Source organism: Candidatus Woesearchaeota archaeon (assembly GCA_003694805.1).
Taxonomy (GTDB): domain Archaea; phylum Nanobdellota; class Nanobdellia; order Woesearchaeales; family J110; genus J110.
This window is the reverse complement of record RFJU01000016.1, coordinates 16,844-39,717: the sequence shown is the minus strand read 5'-3', so window position 1 is coordinate 39,717 and position 22,874 is coordinate 16,844. Positions and strand designations below refer to the sequence as shown.

Below are 22,874 nucleotides of genomic sequence, written 5' to 3'. Positions count from 1 at the left end.
CTTCAACAACCATCGATACTTCTCTTATGGATGAGGCAGCGGCAGAGCCTGCCCGTGCCGGACCAATGAAGAAACGCGCAACGAGAAAGGCCAAGGCAAAGAAGCGCACCGCCAAGAAAGCACGCGCCTCTTCGCCGCTTTCAGCGCCGAGTCCCCGAGGCCCAAGCAAAGGTCGGAGCCGGCCTCGAAGGGGCCCAAGCCAGCCACGCAGACAAGACGAAGAAGGCGGATTTCTTTACTGGGCAGTGCCCCTCGCCATTCTCGTCATCATTGCCGTTCTTGCCATCCTCCTCTTCCAAAGCAACAACGCTCCGGGCGTGGACGACACCGTCCTGGTCACGGTCAACGGCGAACCCATCCTTAAAAGCGACTTGGAAGCGCAGTACAGCATCCTCCCCGCTCGCGTGCAGCAAGCACTCACGAAAGACGAAGTGCTTGACCAGATGATCGATGAACTCGTCTTGCTTCAAGAGGCAGAAGCTCGCGGCCTGGACGTGAACGAAACAGAGGTGGACGAGGCACTCGTCAAAGTCCTCGAACGCAACAACATCGGCCTAAGCCAACTCGAAGAAGCCCTAGCAAAGCGCAACGTCACCTTGCAAGAGCTGCGAGGCCTGCTCAGAAAGCAAGCGCTCATCAACAAGCTCTTCGACCAGGCCGGGCTTGATAACGTCACGGTGAGCGAGGCGGACATTAAAGCGTTCTACGCCGAAAACAAAGAGCAGTTCGTCGTCCCCGAACAAGTCACGGTTCGCCACATCCTCCTCCCCATCAAGGGCGGCGAAACCGAAGAAAACGTCACAGCATTTGCCCAAGAACTCATTGAACGATACAACAACGGAGAGGACTTCTGCACCCTCGTCAAGAACTACTCCGTCGACGCGGGCTCCAAAGAGACGTGCGGAGAATACACCTTCCCCCGCGGCAGAATGGTCCCTCCCTTTGAAGAAAAAGCATTCGACTTGGACGTTGGAGACATCGGCATTGTCACAACGAGCTTCGGCGTCCACATTATAGAAAAACTTGACGAAGAGCCCGAACACACCCTTGCTTTTGAGGACGTGCGAGACGACATCGAAAACAGCCTCAAAGAACAAGCAAGGATGCAGCAATACCGCTCGTTCATCAAAGAGCTGCGTGAAGCCGCGGAGATCGTATACCCCTCCGAAGAACAAGACGCTTCAAAAGCAGTCATGACTGATGACAAGGAAAAAGACAGTGATGAGCTGCAGGCGTCTGAACCAAAAGAAGAGGAAGGCCAAGCCGAAAGTGACGCGCCCGAGCCGGGCAGCGAGGCTGCAACGGCGACGGTGACGGTGACCGAACAGGAAACTGAAGAAGAAACTCAAGAAGAAACGCCAACAGAAGAGCAAGCAGAATCACAAGGCGAAACCGAAGTTTCAAAGGAAGAAGCCGTCGCGGCTTGCCTGAAGGACGCCGACGCGGCGCTCTACGGGGCAGAGTGGAGCAGTGAAACAAAGGCCCAACTCGACCTCTTCGGCACGAGTAAAGAAGACGTCGCTTATGTTGAGTGCTCACAGGAGGGGACAAAAAAGCCAACACCAGAATGCGCCAAACTCAACATCCCCTACCCAACCTGGGTCATTGGCGGCAAACAATATTTCGGCTTCAAAACCCTCGAGGAACTTGAAACACTCTGCAAGCAATAACCTTGCACGCAATAAAAAAAAAATCAGTTCCTCCCCCGCACGTTCTTTCTTTTTCTTTCTTGTCTTATCTCTTCCTCGCACGCCGCAAGACATAAAAACCACGGGGCATACAATTCACGCCATGCCAAGAAGCGTCACTGAAAAAGACATCACCTTCCCCACAACAGGAAGACTCATCCTGAAAGGAACGCTTAACCACCAAGGATACGAGCGCATTGTCATCCTCGTGCACGGCTACGCCGACCACCGAAACCGTGGCGACAAGCATGTCGCGCGCCTCCTCGCGCGCCGCGGTGTCAGCACGCTCCGCTTCGACCTGCGCGGCCATGGAGAAAGCCAAGGAAAACTTGAACACGCAACAGTCACCAACTTCGTATCAGACGTCAGAGCCGCCCTGTGCCATTGCAAAAAACTCGGCTACCGATCACGAATGCTGTGCGGGCACAGCCTTGGAGGGCTCGCCTGCATCGGAGCAGCCCTCACCATGAACGTGGACAAGCTCCTCCTCAAAGCGCCAAGCACCGCACCCGCAACAACGTGGAAGAAACGATTCTCCATCACAGAATGGAAGAAAACAGGATGGATAACGTACACCCTCCACGGGAAGCCGAGCCATCGGCTCCACTTCTGCGTCTATCAAGACGCGCAAACATGGAGCAAGCGCATCCTGCACGGGCCAAAACCCCGAACAGAAACCCTCATTCTCCACGGAGACCAAGACGACCTCGTCCCGCTCGAACTCAGTAAACGCCTCGTCAAGAACTGGGAAAGCGCGACCCTCATCGTCCTGGAAGGCGCAAACCACTGGCTGGCGATTGACGAAGACTACACAACGAGCAACACCATCATCGCCGACTGGTTCTCTTAACCTCTCTCAAAAAACGAGAACAAAAAAAATCCGGTACAAGACGAGAAACTCAAAAAAACAGCATTCTTCTCGCCAAACCCTGTGCGGCTTCACGACCTCCCAGAAAACCTTCGGCCGAGAGAACGCCTTCTCCGCCATGGCCCAACGTCCCTCTCAGAAGCAGAACTCCTCGCCCTCATCATCGCTACAGGAACACCCAAAGCCAACGCGGTCACCCTCGCAACACGCCTTCTCTCATGGCAGGACCTCAACGGCTTGAGCAGAACAACCCTCTCAGAACTCCAACACTTTCCAGGCATCGGCCTTGCCAAAGCATCTGCCATCATCGCCCACTTCGAACTCGCAAGACGCCAAAAAACACTCACAGCACCCTCAAGAGAAGAAGTGCACAGCACAACCCAACTCGCCCAGCTCTACACGACAAAACTCTGCCACCTGGACAAGGAACAACTTATCGCGCTCTACCTTAACGCGAGAAACCACATCATTGAAGAAGAAGTCATTTCTATCGGAACCGTTAACGCCTCGCTCCTTCACCCACGAGAAGTTTTCAAGCCTGCCATTCGCGAAAGCGCGACCGCGCTCATCCTCGTCCACAACCACCCTTCAGGATCTCCCCTCCCAAGCGACAGCGACCTTGCCGCCACCGAACAAATCGCCCTCGCAGGAGAGGTCCTCGGCATCCCCCTCCTCGACCACATCATCGTCTCAGAAACGGACTTCTTCAGCTTTCGCAAAAACAACCTCCTCTAACGGCTCCGCTCACTCCCCCTTCAAAACCAACTCCCTTCAAAAAAAAGAACGCGGCACCAAAAGAAAAAAGAGGGAGAGAGGCGGTAGCGGGGAATCGAACCCCGTCCTGAGGCTCCACAGGCCTCCACGCTAACCATTACGCCACTACCGCCATGAACACAAAACAACGCTTTAGCAAAGAAAAAGAGCGCCGCCTAGCAATGAAGACAACCAGCGCTCCTCGCGCAGGCACCCTCCAATACGTGCAAACCCATCAAACCAAACTGAACCATGCTGCTCGTAGAGAGCCCCTCTCTCCTTTTAAACCTTTCTTTACGTTCTAAGGCAAAAAAACAACGCTCGTGCCTTTTCTCCCTTCAAACCAAAAAAAATAAAAAATCCAAAAAGAAATATCTCCTATGCCGCGCAAAAAAACGAACAAGCACAACGCAAAAGACGGAGAAGCATCATCACCGCTCCCAAAGGAGGATGCATCAATTCTCCTTCTCCTTGGCATTGTAAGCCTCATCGCCATAGCAGCGATTACAACAGTTTTTCTCGCTACAAAACCCCCCTCCGGCGCCGCAACGGAAGGCTTCCAGCAAACAAACACCCTCCTCACCCAAGCAACGAAGGGAGATCGATGTTGCATTGGCGGAGAGGACGTCGGCAAGTGCAGAGCCAAATGCATCGAAGCAGGCGGAGAGTGCTACGACGAGAAAACACAAACCTGCGATCCTTCTGGCGTAAAAGACAAAACAGGCGGAAAAGCAAGCTTTTGGGGGCTCTTCACGTAACCCACGGAACGCCACGGAGAACGCTGTACTCCACAACAAGCCACGCCGCCACAACCACACACAAAAACTCAAGAAAACTCGTCTAGCGCTTTATTCTCCAAGCGATTCTTAAGCGCATCAAGGACGCGCGGTATCTTCGCGGGACGTTTTCGCTGAATAACCTCCGCCAGTTTGAAAATTTCATCACTCCTACTCCCCTGCCGATACACCGTAATGCCCTTGCAACCGAGCTTGTAGGCAAGAAGAATTGCATTTTCAACATCGATCAACGTCGCGTTATGCGGGAGGTTCACCGTCTTCGACACCGCATTATCACAAAACTTCTGAAATGCGGCTTGCATTTTGATATGCCACTCTGGAGAAATTTGCATAGCTGTTGGGAAAATGCGTTTTATCCGCTCAGGAACTTCCGGAATATCCAAACCGTGATTCGCAATCTTCTCAATTACCTCGTCTGAAAGCACTTCTTCCTTCTTCAAAATGCTTTGAAGGTAAGGATCAAGATAGTAGTATTCGCGGCTTCCGCTTACATAACGCACATAACTAACTGAAAAAACAGGTTCAATCCCGGGAGAGCAATCCGCAATCATGGAAAGTGAACCAGTCGGGCTCACCGCCGTCCTTGTCTTGTTCCTGTGCACACCATCTGAACAAGTCCCCTTGAGTTTTCCCAAGGAGACGCTCTCCTCATCGACTGCTCGCTTGATACGCTCCATTATCTTCTCTGCAAGCTCAACTGCCTGATCAGAATCGTACGGGACACCAATTTGCGCCAGGAGATGCGCAAATCCCATCACCCCAACGCCCACTTTCCGATTCTTCATAACCACCTTCTTACACTTCGCTATTGGATACTCGGACGCGTCAAGCAGGGCATCTAGGAGGCGCAAGCCAAGCTTCGCCGTGCTCTCAAGCCGATCCCAAGCAATCTTTCCCTCCTCAACCATATTTGCCAAGTTAATCGCGCCCACGATGCCACACTCGAAATCAGCCAGCAGGAACTCAGCACAAGGGCTAGTGCACGCAAAGCGATCACCCCCCGCTTCTATCACATCTTCAAAGAGGACGCCGGGATCTCCAAAATTCCAAGCGGACGCCACGAGAATGTCAAATACTTGGCGCGCGTTCATCACTCCTGCCACGCGGCCAGTGTGCGGCATGATCAATTCATACTCCTTGTCCAGCACAACAGCTTCCATGAATTGCTCGGTTAACGCAACGGACAGGTTAAAGTTGGCTATGGATTTGTCCTGCGCCTTTGCCGTGATGAAATCCAAAATATCCGGATGATGCACGCTCAAGATGCCCATGTTCGCCCCTACTCGAACACCCATCTGCTTGATTTTTGACAACGCCATATTGTATGTCTTCAGATGCGGAATAGGCCCCTGCGCCAACTCCTTAATACCCCCGGCAGAAGAACGTGCAGGACGAAGCAGCGAAAAATTAAAACCAACGCCCGAGCCATTCCTCTGCATCACAGCCGCGTTTTTAAGGGTCTCAAAAATACCCTCAATGGAATCAGGGATGACAAATCCTGTGCTCGAGCAGAGCGAGCCTTTCAACCGCCCTGCATTCACCAGAGCAGGAGTGTTCGGGAGAAAGTCAAGGCGCTTGAGGAGGTTGTGAAAGCGAATTTGCAAACTTCTCATTTCTCGCTCATCGACAAAGCGAGCTTCCTGAGCCGCGGCCACTTTGGCAACGCGCAAGAAAAGATCGTTAGGCGTTTCTAGCTTCCCATCGTCTTTGCGCTGCAAATACCGCTCCTTGAGCAAGCGCAACGCGTTCAAAGAAAGCGGCGTCGTGACCAACTCACCCACGAGCGCCTTTTTCGCCGCTCGCTCTTCTGCCCGCTCCCTCCTGTAGAGAATATACGCTTTCGCCATGGTATGAAACGGAGAGGCGAGCAAGACTTCTTCAACAACATCTTGTACCTGTTCAACCGTCGGAACGGCGCCCTTCGGAAAACGCTCTTCCAGAAGAGCCACTACCTTTTCAGCGAGGCGGTCAAGAGCAGCACTGTCTCTCACCCCTGTTGCTTCCGCCGCCTTGCCAATAGCAGAACGAATCTTGGAAGGACGAAACTCCGCTAACTGACCGTTTCTCTTCCGAATTTTCGTGAACGGGGCGGACTTGGCTTTTGAAATGCGCGTCTTCTCAGCCATGCGCTTCAAGAGAACCACCTCACCTATATAAACCATTGCTGAAACGAAAAGGCCTCGCTCACCAACCCACCTCCTACTTGCACGGTCACCGCTTTCTCCCTGAACACGACCGCCCTCCCCCGCGACAACCACCCCTTTCAGAAAAATTCCATATAGAAAATAAATTGGCGGGTGAGAAACGAAAACAACAAAGAAAGCAAGCAACAATAACAAACAACGCAAGCAGCAACAAACAACCGTTCCTTGCAAGAAAAATCAACACGCCACCCGAGACGCTCAACTACACCCAGACGTCGCGCCGCAATCCTCGCACAACGTACAAGCACCGTTGCGCTTCACCCGCATCGAGCCACAGCTTGAGCACGCCTCGCCAGTATACCCCCGTGCACGCGCTTGGCGCACCCTCTCTTCTGAATCTCCTCCCGAACCCGCTTGGGAGGCCACACCTCCTTCCGACTCGCCAGCTCCAGCGGAGGAACGAGAAGAACCCGAGGACGCGTCGAAATCGGCGCTCTTACCAGCGCGCTCCGCTTCCTTCACAACACCTCCTCCTCGCAACTGATCAAGCCTCGTCTGCCTGTCCTTGGGCTTCACATGCACAAAATCATCCCGTCCTAAATATTCATAACCGAGAACACGAAAAACAAAATCAACAACGCTCGTCGCGTTCTTTATGGCATCATGACCCGACACAATCCCTGAAGGGTCAAATCTTGTAAACGTAAATGTTTCAACAAACTCTTCCAACGGCACGCCGTACTGCAACGCCTTGCTCACTGCAATGGCAAAACAATTCAAGAGAGAACGAAACGACGCTCCTTCCTTATACATATCAATGAACACTTCGCCAACACTACCGTCTTCAAACTCGCCGGTCGTGATATGGATCTTGTGGCCTGAAATCTCTGCAGACTGCACCAGCCCCTGCCTCCTGTTCGGCAACCTGCGGCGGACGACCTCTCTTGCCCGCTCCTGCACGTCCTGAACATCCTCTTCAACGTCGACATCAGTAAAGTCAAAGTCTTCCACAACGGTATTGAGCGGCTGAGAGAGTTTAGAGGTGTCCCTATAGAGCGCGTTCGCCTTCAGCATCAACTTCCACGACGTCATGTACGCGTTCTCAATATCCTTAATCGATGCATCGTATGGGAAGTTGATCGTCTTCGAAATCGCCCCTGAAATGAACGGCTGAGCGGCAGCCATCATCCGAATATGATCAAGATAATGAATAAACCGCTTCCCCTTCTTCCCACAGCGATTTGCACAATCAAAAACAGGCAAGTGCTCTTCACGCAAGTGAGGCGCCCCCTCAATCGTCATCGTCCCGCACACGTACTCGTTCGCCTCTTCAATCTCCTTCTTCGAAAACCCCAACGCCTCAAGAACGTTGAATGAAGGATTGTTCAGCTCGTTTTCGAACCCGAGACGCTTAAACGCTTCCTCACCCAGCGTCCAGCGATTAAATGCGAACGAGATATCAAATGCACTTCTCAGCTGGTCTTCAACCTCTGCAAGCTCAGCTTCCTTCAACCCCTTTCTGAGCAACGATTCCTTATTGATATGGGGCGCGCCGACCAGCGTGGCGTGCCCAACAACATACTTCACTATGTCGTCAATTTGCTCATCCGTATAGCCAAGCCTGCTCAAAGCCACAGGAACCGACTGATTCACAATCTTGAAGTACCCTCCCCCCGCCAATTTCTTGAACTTCACCAACGCAAAATCAGGCTCGATTCCTGTCGTGTCACAATCCATCAAAAGACCTATCGTTCCTGTCGGGGCAATAACCGTGGCCTGAGCATTGCGAAAGCCAAACTTCTCTCCTCGCTCAAGCACCTCGTCCCAGCACGCCCGAGCGGCATTCAACAAGTACGAAGGACATTGCTTCTCGTCAATGCCCATGGGGAACACCGTCAACCCCTCGTATTCCTCCTTCGGCGCGTTGTACGCCGCCCTCCGATGATTCCTCATCACCCTCAGCATGTGCTCTTTATTCGCCTCGTAGCGAGGAAACGGTCCAAGCACTTCAGCCATCTCGGCAGAGGTTGCATAACTCTGCCCGCACATGATTGCCGTTATGGCACCCGTCAAAGCCAGCGCCTCTGAACTCCCGTACGCCACGCCCAAACGCATCAGGGAAGAACCCAGATTAGCAAAACCCAACCCGAGCGTTCGATACTGGTAACTACGAAGCGCAATCTCTCTGCTTGGAAACTGCGCCATAAGCACACTAATTTCAAGAACAATTGTCGTCAGGCGGCAGGCGTGCCGGAAGCTATCCACCAAGAACCTGCCGCTTTCAAAATCAAAAAACTTACCAAGGTTAATACTGGCAAGGTTGCACGCAGTATCATCAAGAAAGTTGTACTCCCCGCAAGGATTCGACGCACGAATCCGCCCGTCCTCCGGGCACGTGTGCCACTCGTTAATCGTTGTGTCAAACTGAACCCCCGGGTCTGCACACATCCACGCGGCAAAACACACATCATCCCACAATTTCCTCGCCTTGACCACTTTTGCCACGGCGCCGTCGGTTCTGTTAATCAAAGGCCAATCGCTGTCACGCTCTACCGCTCGGAAGAAGTCGTTGGTAATCCGTACCGAGTTGTTCGCGTTCTGCCCTGTCACCGTCTCGTACGCTTCTGACTCGTAATGCGTATCGAACTCCCGCAGCTCGAGGGTGTCTCTCCCCTCCTGCACTAGCTGCAAAACGCGAAAAATGTAGTTAATCGGGACGTGCAACTTCTTGGCACGAACCACTGCTTTTCGCAAGCGGGCGTTCTCTCTAAAATCAACGGTTCCTTCCTCTTTTGCCACCTGCATAATCGCACTCAACGCTTCCTTGCAGACTTTCGAGCCCGCCACGAGATTGGCAACCTTCTGCTCCTCACGGACTTTCAACATGATGAAGTCCTCAATCTCAGGATGATCCATATCAACACAGACCATCTTTGCAGCCCGTCTCGTGGTTCCGCCACTCTTAATCGATCCTGCCGCGACGTCGTACAGCTTCAAAAAGCTCATCAAGCCAGAACTCCTCCCTCCGCCTGAAAGCGCCTCGTTCTTTCCGCGAAGTGCAGAGAAATTCGTTCCTGTCCCGGAACCGAACTTGAAGAGGCGAGCCTCTCGAACAACCAAATCAAAAATCCCTCCCGGGTTAACCAGATCATCTTTAAGAGATTGAATAAAGCATGCGTGCGGCTGGGGACGCGAGTACGCATCTTCCGACTCGCAAACCTTCTCAGTGACGGGGTCAACGTAAAAATGCCCTTGAGGTGCGCCCTTAATGCCGTACGCGAGAGCGAGGCCGGTGTTGAACCATTGAGGGCTGTTGGGCGCCATCATTTGATTCACCAACATGTACTTGAGCTCGTCTTCAAACGCCTGCGCATCCTCTTCGCTGCTGAAGTAGCCGAACTGCTCCCCCCAATGACGCCAGCAGGACGTGAGACGGGATACGACCTGCTTCACACTTCGCTCAGGGCCGAGAACAGGATTTCCTGCTTCGTCCTTCTTCACCTTGCCGTCCTTGTCAAACTGAGGAACGCCTGTTTTTCTGCAGTACTTTTGTGCTAAGATGTCCGTCGCGACCTGGCTCCAGAACACCGGCACTTCGACATCGCTCAGCTCAAAAACAACGGAGCCGTCAGGATTGCGAATGACAGAGTTGCGAAGCTCGTATGTGAACTGTTCGAAAGGATCTTCCCCGGGCTTGGTAAACATGCGCTTGATGCGCAATCCTTTTTTCGATTCAAGTTTTTGCCGCATACTACCCCACTTCGATTCCTTCTGCTGTCAATGCCCTGCCCTTCTCAAACAAAAAACACAACATGTTGTGGTTTTGTTTCTTAAAACTACAACATGTTATGGTAAGGCGTGGCGTTTTTTATAAGTTTTATCGTTGTGAAAACACTATTCCAAAACCTAACAATTCCCGATAGTGAAAAAATAAATCTGAACCATCACCGACAAAACACCCCCGCACACTAACCACTCCAAGACGTGCTGAAAAGAAACCCACGAGAAGTATTTAACGTTTGCGCCCCCTTGACCAGAGCCTCCCCACGCAAACAACTAACAACAATCTTCAACGCAACGATTCAACGCCACGATCCTGCTTACTTCTTGGGCCCCCTCCGCGCCTTCCTCACTCACCGATGCACCAAGGAACGCGACTCAGGCAAGGCACGCCACCACTCACGCAAGCCCCCCCGCAAATACTTCGCAACAAGGCCCATCTTACACAAAAACGCGGCCGCCTTCCTGCTCCTCACAACCGAGTCATCAAGGACAACAATGCGTGCACGCCGAGGAAGCAAACCCCAACTCGCGACCAACTCGTGACTTGGCATCCACAAAGCCCCCTCTACTATTCGAGAAAGATGCTCTTTTCCTTCACGAATATCAAGCAAAAAATACTCCTCACGATCCTTCAAAACAGTAACCGCGCCGATGCTTGAAACCTTCGGCAACCCTCCACTGCGGGCACGGGAAGCCCCACGCTCTACTCGAACCACGATAACCACCCCCCTTTTTTTCTCTCTCCCAACAACACACCACCAATCAGCGCCGCCGACACCAATAACCACACAACCACAAACGACCACCTACCATTCCAACCCTTTCCTCGCCAAAACCCCTTTCTGAAACGGATGCTTCACTTCAACAACGTCCGAAACCAAATCCGCCCGCTCAATAAATGACGAAGGAGCATTCCTCCCTGTCAAGACCACCGTCACCCCTGCAGGCCGCCCATCGAGCAAGGCCAACACTTCCTCCTCCTTGATGAACCCCAGCGAAACAGCAACATTAATCTCGTCCAAAATGACGAGCTCGTAATCCCCAGAGCCTAACACCACCCCAGCATGATGCAACCCCTGCCGGCAGAAATCTGCCTGCTGCTCGTCATTTAAAAAACAATACCTGCACTCGCCGCACTCCACATCATCACGAACGCTCTCAGCAACCACTTTCTCCTCAAAACTATCCAGCGTGTACTGACGCTTCTGCTTAATGCACCCCCTACCGAACTGGCGAATCGTCAAGAGCCCTTTCAAAAACCGCGAGGCTGCAAGAAACTCGCCCGTGTACATCCCCCCTTTCATAAATTGAATCATATACGCCCGCCAACCTTGCCCAATAGCCCGCAGAGCAACACCGAGGGCGGCCGTGGTCTTTCCTTTCCCATCCCCCGTGTAACAATACACCAAGCCTTCCTTCACCGCCATGCCTATAAAGAAACAAGTCTAGTTAATAAACACTATGGTTGCCGCGCTGCCAAACTTAAAAATAAAACATCGCAAAAAAAAAACGCGCAGATTACGCGTTCTTCCAGCAAGACCCACTTCTGCTTACGTAATCTTCGAGCGCAAAATCTCGACAGCCTTTTCCTTGCTCGCCCTGGCCAACCGACTCGCCAAGCGAGACTCGCCGAGTTCCCGACGCAACCACGAAGAAATCACTCCTCGGGAACGAAGCTCGTCGTACTCCCCTTGCGTGAGCTCCTCAATAGCGCGAAGAAGTGAAGGGAGGTCAACAACCGACAACTCGCCGACCACGAGCGGCGCAACAACACGCCCTGCACCAACAGGAGCACCGCCGCTCCTCTTCATAAAAAACCGCTTCTTCAAAAATAACTGTAGCCCCACATTCAGCAGGAGCAAGACAACAATCGCCACAAGAATAAGGAGCAGCAACACTCCCGCATCACCAAGCGACTCTCCAAAAAGAAACGCTTTTCGCAACAACTCAGAAAACACAACATACGGATTGAACCGAACAAGCACACTCAGCTGCTCAACAGGAACGATGACGTTCGAGAGAAACAAGAGAACACTCCCCACGCTAATCGAAGCAATCGTAGCCGCTTCAGTCGTCGAACTCAAGAATCCAATAACCATCCCGACAAGAGAAAAAAAGCAAATCGCCAAAAACAAAACCGTCACGGCAGTCACAAAAACCGCTTCTTGCATCACAAACAAATCAGGGAGAAAACCAAAAAAGTAGGAAAGAAGCAAAATAATCATTGCCTGCACACTAATTACAATAATCGTCGCCAAGAACGTTGTGAACACAAAATAAACACCTTTCGTTGGTGTTGTAAAGACGCGGAAGGAAGCCCGAGACGTTTTTTCCTTGACCACCATCATACTGGGAAGAATCAGAGCAATAAACATCACCACCAAAACAAGCAAGTACGGAAGCAGCACGTCTTCACGACCCACTTTCGGCGTTACTGTTTCAACTTCAGTCAAGATCGGGTTGATAATTTCTTCTGAAGACTTAAACTGCAACGAAGCAAACCGATCCAGCACTGCACGAATGCCCCCCCGCACGCCTTCAATCTCCTCAAGAAGTGAATCCACATTTTTTTTCAGCGATACAATATGCTCTTTGGCCAATTCGTTGTTGAGTTCAACCTCCTCAAACCGCTCCTTCACCATCTTCAAAGACTCGTCGGTCCTATCAAGTAAGTTGTAGAGCAGGAAAAGGTTTTGCGGCGTGTCATTATAGATCCCCTCGACCTCTTCCCTAAACACCTTCATTTCGTCCATGTACTCGGCAATTTTCGTAAGTGTGGCGTTGCTGCACCCATCACAATCATTTTCGTACTCGTTAAGAATAAGATCTGCCCGATCAAGAATTTCAATCGCCTTCTCCCGCACCGCGTTGGCGTCGTTCTCAACACGACTCGCAGCCTGGCGCACCATTTTTACGTCGACCTCCGGCAAGGAAAACGACGCACGCGTCAAGATGCTGTCTAACTCGTCCAAGCTGTCCTTCACACCTCCCGCACCTTCCCCGAGAGAGGCAACATCCTCCTCCGTTCGCTCCAACATGAACTCAGCAAATGAGAGCGCGTCCAAAATATCTTCTGTTAAGTCCTTGCTGATATTTGCACGCTGAACATTCAACGCACCCAACACGTCCTCACGAACTTGATAGGCGACGTTCAAACGAGACGTGTCAACAAAGAAGCGAATACGATTCGACCTTCCAGGAACAATTTCAAATCCTTCCGGCAAGACAAGACACGTGTGCAACACCCCTTTCTCAACCTTATCAATGCAGGAAGAAACGTTCCCCTCCCTCGTTACAGAAAAAACAGGGTTTTGGGACAAGCTCTGCAAAAGCGCCTTCGCCTCAGCTGTTTCGTCCGGAACAAACACTCCAAGCGATATTTGAAGATCAGACGAGCGCATAAACGCAAAGCTGACCAGCATGATAATAAGCAGCGGACCAAAGACAACAATAAACGCGCTTTCCTTCGAGCGAAACAACACTTTAAAATTCTTCCCGAGCACCTTCCAGAACTTCACTTCGCCACACCCCGATATAGCTGCAAAAACACATCGTCCAAACTCGGCTTCCACAACCGCACATCCACCAGCGTTTCCTTGTGCTGACGAACAATCTTCAGCACGTCCTCAAGCACTCTCTGCGGCTGATCAGTATGAATGACCAGCGTCGCCCCCTTCTGCTCTACTCGAGTAATCTCCTTAGACTTAATCAACGGAATAAGCTTGTCATAATTCCCCGGATATGACTCCAAATGAATTTGCTGATGACGCTGATACTTCGCCTTTAAATGCAATGGGGTGTCCAAGTCAAGAATCTTTCCCTTTCGCAAAATAAGGATACGAGAGCAAAAGTTCTCCAGTTCGGCCAAATGATGGCTCGCCAAAATCACCGTCGTTCCCTTCGCATTCACCTTACGAACAATCTCCCAAATATGATCGCGAAGCACAGGGTCCAAATCAGCCGTGGGCTCGTCCAAAATAAGCACGTCAGGATCATGCACGAGGGAGCACGCAATGTCCAGCCGCCGCTCCATCCCGCCCGAAATTTTTCCAGCAAGAAGATGCTGGGCCTTTTGCAAATCCATCAAATGCAACAACGTCTCCGTATTCTTCCTCAACACGTCCTTTGAGAGATTGTAAAGCGATCCGAAATATTCCAAATTCTCACGAACAGTGAGCTTAGGGTAAAAACTCGGCTCCTGACTAGCAAAGCCACAAAACGACTTCAACACGTCGGTGTGATCATGAACAGACAGAAAAACCTCTTTATTTCCCATCTGACAACGAAATTCAACCTTGCCTTTGCTCGGCAACAAAAACCCCACCACCACGTTCAACAGCGTGGTCTTGCCCGAACCAGACGCGCCTATCAAGCCAATGATTTCACCGCGCTCAACATCAAAATTGATGTCTTTCAGAACCTCATGGCGCCCAAAGCACTTTGAAACGTGCTTCACACGAAAAATGGCGTCGCCCATGATACCCGGCAATAACGAAACAGCGATTAAAAGTTTTTCGTGCCCACTTCAAAGAGAAAAAAACCAAACAATGAATGATCAAGACTTCTTCCCAGGAACGAAAATGGCAAGGAGCGTTGTCACCAACGTAATACCAACCACCCAAGAAAGAAGCGCCTGCAGAAACGAAGCCCAACCCCAAACACGAACATAGAGAACACTCGCAACCAAGCCAATGAGAATGGGCACTGGCAAAAAGTGACGAAGATGCCTCAACACCTTCCTTCGAGACCGCGCTCTTGCAAGCTCGTGGCGGCGAATCCCTCGCTCAATCATCGCCGCCCACTCTTCCTTTGACACCTTACGAACCGCCATTGCAAGAACGAGGCGACACTCCCCTATAAGAATATTTCCTAGAATCTTTCCTCACATCAACACGCTGCACGCGCCAAGGACCAACCCGCCTCATCTATTGCGCTTCTCGCTCCAAAAGCGTCTTTCCGCGCTTCCTGCGCCGCCAACGCAACCAGAGTACCGCAGCGCTCAGCGCCACAACACACACGGCAACACCTGCGAAAAACACCGGCCACCACCAAGAAAGAGCAACAGCATCGACACACCCTCCAGGAAAGGCGCCCTGAGCACAAGCACCACCGCCAACACCGCCGGCGCCGCCACCAACTCCTCCTACAGCATCAGAAGCCAAAAGTGCAGCGCGTGAGGCTCCTGACCCGTTCAAGACCGACGCGCCCGCTCCAACACCCGCCGCGGGAACTGCCGCTTCGGGCACGAGCGCCTGCGATGAAAAGGCGCCAACCTTTCCAGACGAGAACAAAGCCAAACGAGACGGCCTGGACAAAAAGTAGGCGAGCACATACGCAAGGTACGCCCCACCCACTATAAGACCTGAAACGGGCAGGAACGACTTCATCCTCGAGATTACCGACGCGCCCTCCTCCTCTTTCTTCTTCGGCGCGATCACGAGATACTTGTTCTCCAGCGAATAATGCGCAACCTCCTTTCCTTTCTCAGAATAGTGAAACGCGTCCACACGCACTAGTCCTGCCTCCCTAAGCAATCTCATATTATAATGAACAGTCGAAAGCGGCATATCAAGTTCTTTTGCCAGGGAAGACTCTGTCCCCTCTCCCTTCGCGAGCCGCTCCAAAATCTTTCGACACGCTTCACTCCCCAAAACCTTTGCCAAGTACTTTGCTCGGCCACTCTTCAAGTCCACCAGGATAAAAGACTCTTCTGCCACTCTTCTCACACGCTCTCGAATACGAACAGCACCTGGAACTGCTCCCTTCAATAAATATGTTACTGATAGCTCTCAAAACAATGCAAGTCTTCCACTCAGCCCCCCTAACACCTTTTTTGCTTCAGCAAACGCCCGGACACGAACGAACACGAACCACGCCCCGCAACCGCCAGACTTAAAAATAACCATGCCTCTGAAGGACTGTGCATCACAAACTCGTCATGTGGACCCTCATCATCGCCCTCTTCACAACCACTCTTTTCTTCGAAATCTACCCCGCAACCGCACACAACCTCCCCTTGGTGGTCATGGTCATCGCAGCAGCAGCCATCGCTTACCCTGCAGGCCACTTCCTCGTCATCTTCGCCAAAACAAAGCAACGCAACAACTTCATCAACACCTACGCCCGCAAACGGGGCTACACGCTCTTGCCAAAGGACAAACTTGATCAGCTCAAAACAAAAATCGTCTTTACTCCAGCAACGAAGCGCATGCGCCTGCGCGCAAACAACGCATTCACGTGGAAGCGAGACAAGATAATAGGAACAACCCTCGACCTCAACATCTCCATCCTCGACCACGCCACCCACCCCTCCCTGCTCACAACGACCACAGTCATCACCCTCCCAGAAGAGCTCAACCTCCCCTACATCCTCATCCGGGCCAGGCAACCCGGCGTGTGGGAACAATGGGCCCTCGCAACCGTTCCTTGGGACTCGTGGGACGTACGAACACGCCAAGCATCTTCAGGCAGGGCATGGATCCTCCTCTCAACCGACATCAAAACAGCACGCAAAAGCATCTCTCAAGACCTCATCAATTACCTGGACTCACTCCCCTGGCGCGATACGAAAGACACACCGCAAACCTATTTAGAAATCCTTGGCTCAACACTCAAACTCTCCACACGCATCCTCAGCACTGAACAAGACATAGACGCCTTCGTGCACGCAGCTGAAACAATAGCAACAAAACTCACGAACAAACAACGAGAAAAAACAAAAACGCCCTAAAACAAAAATAAACACGAAAGGAAACAAGGGAAGTAAACAAAGAGAGAAAAAAAAGAAAAAAACGCCAAAAAAAGTTCCAAAAAAAACAAACAAGAACAAAATTTATAAATCAAAGAGGCCTATCCTTCCCGTATGAGCGCCTCGGTGTCCGAAGAGCACGTCCTCTCACTCTTCATCGAGGAACGAACGCTGTCATTTTCTGACATCAAGAAAGCACTCGGCCTGCCCGGCGAACAAACCGCCCTTCTCCTCGCCAGTCTCATCCAACAAAGAAAAGTAACCCACACAAGAGATGGCTATACCCTGGCCAAAGACCTCCTCCTAGACACGAACTCTGTCGGCACCAAGATCAAACTTTTTTTGACCAACAACACAAACGTCCTCCTTCAACGAAGAGCAACCTCCCCTTACAAGCGCCAATGGGAACTCCCAACAACGAACCTCACCCTTCACGAAACCATTGAAACAACAGCAACCAAACACTTGCAAAGAATAACAGGACTCCAGGCCGACTTCATCGGCATAAGTTGTGTCGTTCACGAAAAGCTCCTTGAAAAAACAGCAAGGAAACACGCCAACATCAACCTCGTGTGCATGCTCAAACTATCCGGCAAGCCCCACGTACTACCCTTCGGCTTGGACTGGTTCTCACCAGAAGAATGCACACAAAACCTCGTTGCACCCACTGATCTTTGGATCATCCAACACACGAAAGGCGAGAAAGCAACGGTGCACGAACTCTTCATCACCGAAGAGAACGAAACACTCCTCCACCAAACCAGCACACCAAGAGAAGAAATCAACCAATAACACAAGAGCCCCCAAAAAACACAACGGTCCAGCACGACAGGACGCCCTCTCTTTTCTCGCCCTCCCGCAGCATTCCCAGCAAAAACCTTTTTTGGAGGTGAACATTCATGAAAGCAACCTACCAGACCAGCAAGCCCCAACAAATGATCGACATCACGAGCGACGCCCGGCGGGCAGTCCGTGAAAGCGGCGTCAAAGAAGGCATCTGCGCCGTCTACACCCCCCACGCCACCGCAGCCATTATCATCAACGAAAACCACGACCCCTACGTGTGTGACGACATCTTCACCGCGCTCAACAAAGCAATCCCCGAAAAAGGAGACTACCTGCACGACAGAATCGACAACAACGCCGCAGCACACATCAAGGCAAGCATCCTCGGCCCGTCAGAAACCGTCCCTATCGTTCATGGAAACCTCGCTCTGGGTACGTGGCAGCGCATCATGCTCGTTGAGCTGGATGGACCTCGACGACACCGAGACGTACTATTCACCGTTATTGCAACAGAAAGCCACCCTGATACTCACTCCTAACTCCTCAGTACGCCCCGCCGCAAAGAAAACACCAAACCAAACACGCCCAGCACCTGCCAAAGGCAAAACAACACCTCCCTCCCGACCAGAAGCGCAAAGAGAGCTGGGCTGTACGCAAAAGACCGCGGCCTGCTTCGAAGCCCGCGCTTCACGCCCTTGCATGCAGAACACCGAGAAAAAAAGCAAAAAAATAAAAACGCGACACCCCACGCAACGAAGTAATGTTTCTCGCACTCGCGCTCTACCTCCTCCTTCTCGCCTTCGGCCTCTTTCTCCTCATCAAATCATCAGACATCTTCACAACAAAAGCAGAGCGCATCGGCCTGCGCCTCGGCATGTCCCCCTTCCTCGTCGGCCTCATCATCGTCGGCCTGGGAACCAGCCTCCCCGAACTCGCATCATCTCTTGTAGCCGCCGCCACGCACCAGACAGGCATTGTCATCGGCAACGTGCTCGGCAGCAACATTACCAACATCCTCTTCGTCCTCGGACTCGCAGCCCTCATGACCAAAAACATCTCGCTCAAGTGGAACGTCATGCACGTCGACATCCCCCTCCTCATCGGATCAGCAATCCTCGCAACCATCTCACTCCTTGACGGCGTCTTCTCCAGAACAGAAGCAGCACTCTCACTTGCGGGCTACGTCGTCTACATCTTTTACGCACTCTCAAAACGCGCAAAGATATACACTGAAACCGTCCCTTCCACAAAAGAAAAAACCGTTGATTGGCTCATCCTTGCACTCACCATCGCCGGCATTTACGCCGGCGCAAAGGTCAGCGTCTTCTCCCTCACCCTCCTCGCAACTACGCTCCAAGCCCCAGAAGGCCTCGTCGCGATAAGCCTTCTTGCCATAGGGACCAGCCTCCCCGAAGTGAGCGTCACCCTCCACGCTGCAAGGCGAGGAAAAGCTGACCTGGCCGTCGGCAACGTCCTCGGCAGCAACATCTTCAACACCTTCCTCGTCCTCGGCCTCCCCGGCATGATCACCCCCCTGACGAGTTCGCCAACCACCCTCGCCATCGGCCTCATCTTCTTTATTTCGGCCACTCTGCTCTTCACGTTCATCGCCCAAGACAAAGAAATAACCCTTTGGGACGGGTTCATTCTCCTCTTCATCTTCATCCTTTTCCTCACCAAGCTCGGAACCATCCTGATACCCTGACAAAAGAACACAACTGAGCAAGAGAACAGCAACGACAAAAAATATAAAAAGCAAGCGCCAAAAGCTAAAAACAAAGAAGAAAAACAGCCCTTCACCCTTATGGAAAAAACCACCTTCGTCCTGAGCATTGCCTTGCTTATCAGCATCCTCCTCGCAGGCATCTTCTTCATACAAGTACTCACACTCAAGACACAACTCCAAGAAGCCACTGCTCTTGCAAGGGCGGCAAAAGACCTCGTCAACTACGAACGAAAAACCTGCAGAAACCCTCCCGAAGACCTCAATGCCATACGCCTCTGCATCCTCGCCAAACTCAAAGCACTGGAGACCAAAGAAGAACACACCTTTACCAAGGAAGACGTTACGTTCCACAACGCCAACCCCAACAAAGAAGAAACAGGATACCTCATCCTCGCCTACGAGGGAGACAGCGCCCTCAACTCAAGCGAGTTCAAACTCTTCAAAAACAAAGTTCTCGTCGACAGCGGATGCCTCATTGAAGGCACCATCACAAAAGGATACACCTGCCGTCTCGACTTCAACACCACCTGCCAGCGAGGTGACGTTCTCGAAGTCAAGTACGGCAAGGAACAAGCATACCTGCACACTTGCTAAAAAAAACACCAACCGCGAGCAAGCAGGCCCGCCCCCGCTCACAACAACAACAAAAAAAAAACGGCCTTTGCAAGCCTTACCGGAGCTTTTTCACTTCTTCCTCAAAAGAATCAACATCTTCAAAATTGCGATAAACCGAAGCAAAGCGGATATACGCGACCTTATCAAGCTTCCTCAAACGCCGCATCACGAGCTCGCCAATACGCCTCGACGAAACCTCGGGACCCTTCTCCAAAACAGCCCTCGCAACTTTCTCCACCAACTCTTCAATCTGGCCAGAAGATACGGGACGCTTCTCACACGCGCGAAGCACGCCTTCGCGCACTTTCTCCTTGCTAAAGCGCTCGCGCGACCCGTCCTTCTTCACCACGAGCAACGGCGGCATCTCCAACCGCTCATACGTTGTAAACCGCTTCGAACACGCCAAACACTCACGCCGACGCCTCGTTGCAGAACCACTTAAGCGAGAATCAACAACTCTTGACTCCCCCCCTCCACAAAACGGGCACAACATTCTGACAAAAAGAGAACCAACACTCCTTTATCAACTTAACCATCCGGCCCCGGATTACTCCTGATCCTGGTGCTCGCTGTACTGAAAATCCCCAAACAAAATAACTTCAATAAGCAACTTATCATCACCGCGCGACTTCGTATTAAACACACGCAACTTCGGGTAATTCAGCCGCTTGTTAATGTGATCAAGCACCATAACACGCTGCGCCTTGTCAACGCCTCCTTTGATGTGAACCAGCGCGCTCCTCACCGCCGGCACTTCCACACCCACAAACAACTTGTCCAAACACTGCTTGAGCGCAACTGGCTCAATAATCCTTCCCTTCTTCTTCTCAACAAGGTCGTACTCCTCAACAACATCGACAACCCCCCTGCGAACAAGGTAATCCTCCTCAACAGCAAGCGTCTCCTTAATAAGCGCCATGATCTCAGGATTCTCCGTCACGTCCGAAGAAAGCCGCTCCTTGAGCTCATACTGCAAAAAGTCCTCATACAAGAGCGCATCATTCTCTACTGAACCAATCGCCTCTACCAACCTGCGCAACTCCTGCAAGGAACGCTCTGGCGCGTCACTCGTCAAAGAAATCCGCACGCCTGGAAGGGAAACCGTTGCCTCAAGATAATTCTTCTTCTCCTTCATCCTCACTCCATCCTTGCCACTGCACTTTTTATTCTTTTTCATTTTCTTCACTGACAACACATACCACCTCGAGACCAAGAAGAAAAGAAAACACCAACCACTATATAAACATTTTCGAAGACCGCTCACAATTTTTTAAGCAGGACGCAACACCAAAAAAAACCTCTGCGCCCACCTTTGCCAAAGAAGCAGACAACCCACATCGCTAATGGCACAACAAACTTCAAAGACCGAGCCTGGCAAGCAATCGTTGCTCTTGAAACTTGCGCCACCACGAAAACAAGACGCTGGAGAACACGCCTCTCCTTCTCACCAGCGCCGCTCCACGCCCCGTCGCGACAAGCCTTGCCCCGCGAGAGACACGCCACTCGCGCAAAGGCCTTCCCTCAAGCATCTTGAGCACGTTGCGCGCGGCGAGCCTGCCCTGCCAAGCCGCCTCCCAAAACGCCAGCGAACCGCCACTCCCTCCTTCAACAACGCAACAATCCCCTGCCGCGAAGACTCGCGTGTCAGACACGCTTACCAAGTCAGGAGAGACAAACACTCCTTCGCCGGGTTCTACGGCCAAGCCCGCTGATTCAACGAACCGGGGCGTCTCGACCCTCGCCCACACGAGCGTCCTCGCCGCAATCCTCGCGCCAGAGTCTAGCACAACATGATGCCCGTCCACGCGCTGAACATCAACATCCACCAACAAGGTGATGCCGCTCACCTCAAGCCAGTCAAGCAAAGCTTCGCGCTCCCTCGAAGGCAAACCTTTAACGAACGAATCCTCTCTCCCCACCACGTACACAAAAGGAGCGCCTCTATCAAATCCTTTTTTTTCTGCAAGGTCATCGACCATGCCGCGCAGAGCGACAGCGAGCTCGATCGCTTCGTGAGACTCCCCACACACAACAAAGGTCAAACTCTCCTTGACCGCCTCTGAACGCTGCTTTCTCGCCTTTTCCAACACATTTCGAACATGGTGCAAGAGCGACTCCGACGCGGCAAGAGAATCAACAACGTGGGCATGCGGGCCCAGGCCGGGGATGCGGGGCTTTGACGGACGCTTCCCGCACGCCACAACCAAATAGTCGTAGGAAAGTGTGTGCTCGGCACCCTTGCGCGAGGCCGCACCAATTCCTCTCTTTTGCGCTTTACCCTTAACAACGCGCGACGATTTTCCTCGCACGTGCAACACTCGCCGGCGAACATCCCAGTGTGCAACCACCCCTTCAACGAAGGAAACTTGCCGCTCCCTCAGCCACCTTCTCAAATCGATCATGCCCTCACGAGGCCGAAACACCCCTGCTAACACGTCAGGAATACGATGCAACAAAGCAAACGTTCGCCTTGGCGCGACGAGCACGACCTCAACGTTGCCGTTCTGGGAAAGCTCTCGAGTGGCAGAGAGCCCAGCGTACCCCGCGCCGACGACGACGACCCGAGGCAATGAATGCTTCACGCTACCCATACGCCGCTCCTACGTCCCGGCAGTATATAAAGTTAACCCGCAACCTACCTCAACCCACAGCCTCCCTCGCGAAGAACACACCCGCCTCAAAGAAGTGCCAAAGACGAGTTCGAGAGAAGAGAAAACTATATTAACCACAAGAGGCATGAACCCTGCTATGACAACACCAAACGATGCCCTCTTCTACCTCATCCTCCTCATGGGCCTCCTCGGCCTCGCCTACAGCATCAGACTCATGATCGTTCTGGAGCGCCGCCTTCTTGCAATGGAGCGCCGCAACATCGCCATGGACGAGCACATTGAAGAGCTCCTCTTACAAATCCAAAAAACAGAACGCCACCTCGAACGCGTGCTCTACAAGAAAAAATAAAAAAA

Annotated in this window: 21 protein-coding genes and 1 tRNA gene; 11 read left to right on the top strand and 11 right to left on the bottom strand. The window is 52.1% G+C overall.

Annotation, left to right across the window (positions count from 1 at the left end):
* Nucleotides 1-26: 26 nt before the first annotated feature.
* The 3 genes from D6783_00720 (at nt 27) to D6783_00710 (ending at nt 3,291) form a co-directional block, all read left to right on the top strand.
* On the top strand, nt 27-1,670 hold the full coding sequence (locus D6783_00720) for a hypothetical protein (GenBank protein ID RME53878.1): 1,644 nt from the start codon (nt 27-29) through the stop codon (nt 1,668-1,670).
* On the top strand, nt 1,525-2,538 hold the full coding sequence (locus D6783_00715) for an alpha/beta fold hydrolase (GenBank protein ID RME53877.1): 1,014 nt from the start codon (nt 1,525-1,527) through the stop codon (nt 2,536-2,538). The genes D6783_00720 and D6783_00715 overlap by 146 nt, the downstream gene beginning before the upstream one ends.
* Nucleotides 2,539-2,619: 81 nt before the next feature.
* A complete protein-coding gene (locus D6783_00710; protein ID RME53876.1) occupies nt 2,620-3,291 on the top strand; it encodes a JAB domain-containing protein in 672 nt (223 codons plus the stop codon).
* A gap of 79 nt (nt 3,292-3,370) precedes the next feature.
* On the opposite strand, the gene D6783_00705 is transcribed toward D6783_00710, so the two are convergent.
* A tRNA-His gene (locus tag D6783_00705) sits at nt 3,371-3,442 on the bottom strand.
* A 247-nt stretch (nt 3,443-3,689) separates the two neighbouring features.
* On the opposite strand from D6783_00705, the gene D6783_00700 reads away from it, so the two are divergent.
* Complete coding sequence (locus tag D6783_00700) at nt 3,690-4,067, top strand: hypothetical protein (protein RME53875.1); 378 nt, start codon at nt 3,690-3,692, stop codon at nt 4,065-4,067.
* A gap of 68 nt (nt 4,068-4,135) precedes the next feature.
* On the opposite strand, the gene D6783_00695 is transcribed toward D6783_00700, so the two are convergent.
* The 6 genes from D6783_00695 to D6783_00670 form a co-directional block, all read right to left on the bottom strand.
* Nucleotides 4,136-6,436, bottom strand: a complete 2,301-nt coding sequence (locus D6783_00695) for a hypothetical protein (protein RME53874.1) — start codon at nt 6,434-6,436, stop codon at nt 4,136-4,138.
* Nucleotides 6,437-6,508: 72 nt separating this feature from the next.
* Nucleotides 6,509-9,970 carry a vitamin B12-dependent ribonucleotide reductase gene (locus tag D6783_00690; GenBank protein RME53888.1) on the bottom strand — a complete coding sequence of 1,154 codons (3,462 nt, stop codon included), beginning with the start codon at nt 9,968-9,970 and terminating at the stop codon, nt 6,509-6,511.
* Nucleotides 9,971-10,383: 413 nt separating this feature from the next.
* The gene (locus D6783_00685; protein RME53873.1) at nt 10,384-10,839 is read right to left on the bottom strand and encodes a rhodanese-like domain-containing protein; all 456 of its coding nucleotides are present in this window, start codon (nt 10,837-10,839) and stop codon (nt 10,384-10,386) included.
* Nucleotides 10,840-11,460: a hypothetical protein gene (locus D6783_00680; GenBank protein RME53872.1), complete on the bottom strand. Its 621-nt coding sequence runs from the start codon at nt 11,458-11,460 to the stop codon at nt 10,840-10,842.
* Between the two features lie 123 nt (nt 11,461-11,583).
* Nucleotides 11,584-13,551: a hypothetical protein gene (locus D6783_00675; GenBank protein ID RME53871.1), complete on the bottom strand. Its 1,968-nt coding sequence runs from the start codon at nt 13,549-13,551 to the stop codon at nt 11,584-11,586.
* Complete coding sequence (locus tag D6783_00670; protein RME53870.1) at nt 13,548-14,510, bottom strand: ABC transporter ATP-binding protein; 963 nt, start codon at nt 14,508-14,510, stop codon at nt 13,548-13,550. Before D6783_00670 ends, D6783_00675 begins: the two co-directional genes overlap by 4 nt.
* Between D6783_00670 and D6783_00665 the strand changes: the two genes are divergently transcribed.
* A complete protein-coding gene (locus D6783_00665; protein ID RME53869.1) occupies nt 14,509-14,703 on the top strand; it encodes a hypothetical protein in 195 nt (64 codons plus the stop codon). The genes D6783_00670 and D6783_00665 overlap by 2 nt on opposite strands.
* A 255-nt stretch (nt 14,704-14,958) precedes the next feature.
* Here the strand turns inward: D6783_00665 and D6783_00660 are convergent, their stop codons facing one another.
* On the bottom strand, nt 14,959-15,801 hold the full coding sequence (locus tag D6783_00660; GenBank protein RME53868.1) for an ArsR family transcriptional regulator: 843 nt from the start codon (nt 15,799-15,801) through the stop codon (nt 14,959-14,961).
* 170 nt (nt 15,802-15,971) lie between these two features.
* Between D6783_00660 and D6783_00655 the strand changes: the two genes are divergently transcribed.
* From D6783_00655 to D6783_00635, 5 genes are all read left to right on the top strand, one after another.
* Nucleotides 15,972-16,763, top strand: a complete 792-nt coding sequence (locus D6783_00655; protein ID RME53867.1) for a hypothetical protein — start codon at nt 15,972-15,974, stop codon at nt 16,761-16,763.
* Nucleotides 16,764-16,895: 132 nt separating this feature from the next.
* Nucleotides 16,896-17,573, top strand: coding sequence for an NUDIX hydrolase (locus tag D6783_00650; GenBank protein RME53866.1), 678 nt, complete (start codon nt 16,896-16,898; stop codon nt 17,571-17,573).
* Nucleotides 17,574-17,680: 107 nt separating this feature from the next.
* On the top strand, nt 17,681-18,106 hold the full coding sequence (locus D6783_00645; protein RME53865.1) for a YjbQ family protein: 426 nt from the start codon (nt 17,681-17,683) through the stop codon (nt 18,104-18,106).
* 221 nt (nt 18,107-18,327) lie between these two features.
* A complete protein-coding gene (locus D6783_00640) occupies nt 18,328-19,272 on the top strand; it encodes a sodium:calcium antiporter (GenBank protein ID RME53864.1) in 945 nt (314 codons plus the stop codon).
* A 99-nt stretch (nt 19,273-19,371) separates the two neighbouring features.
* Nucleotides 19,372-19,887 carry a hypothetical protein gene (locus D6783_00635; GenBank protein RME53863.1) on the top strand — a complete coding sequence of 172 codons (516 nt, stop codon included), beginning with the start codon at nt 19,372-19,374 and terminating at the stop codon, nt 19,885-19,887.
* 76 nt (nt 19,888-19,963) lie between these two features.
* On the opposite strand, the gene nrdR is transcribed toward D6783_00635, so the two are convergent.
* From nrdR to D6783_00620, 3 genes are all read right to left on the bottom strand, one after another.
* Nucleotides 19,964-20,401 carry a transcriptional repressor NrdR gene (gene nrdR / locus D6783_00630; GenBank protein RME53862.1) on the bottom strand — a complete coding sequence of 146 codons (438 nt, stop codon included), beginning with the start codon at nt 20,399-20,401 and terminating at the stop codon, nt 19,964-19,966.
* A gap of 54 nt (nt 20,402-20,455) precedes the next feature.
* Nucleotides 20,456-21,085 (bottom strand): hypothetical protein, encoded by a 630-nt coding sequence (locus D6783_00625; protein RME53861.1) that lies wholly within the window; start codon nt 21,083-21,085, stop codon nt 20,456-20,458.
* A 181-nt stretch (nt 21,086-21,266) separates the two neighbouring features.
* Nucleotides 21,267-22,499 carry a hypothetical protein gene (locus tag D6783_00620; GenBank protein RME53860.1) on the bottom strand — a complete coding sequence of 411 codons (1,233 nt, stop codon included), beginning with the start codon at nt 22,497-22,499 and terminating at the stop codon, nt 21,267-21,269.
* A gap of 157 nt (nt 22,500-22,656) precedes the next feature.
* Here D6783_00620 and D6783_00615 point away from each other — a divergent pair, with 157 nt between their 5' ends.
* Nucleotides 22,657-22,869 carry a hypothetical protein gene (locus tag D6783_00615; GenBank protein ID RME53859.1) on the top strand — a complete coding sequence of 71 codons (213 nt, stop codon included), beginning with the start codon at nt 22,657-22,659 and terminating at the stop codon, nt 22,867-22,869.
* The last annotated feature ends 5 nt before the right edge of the window (nt 22,870-22,874 follow it).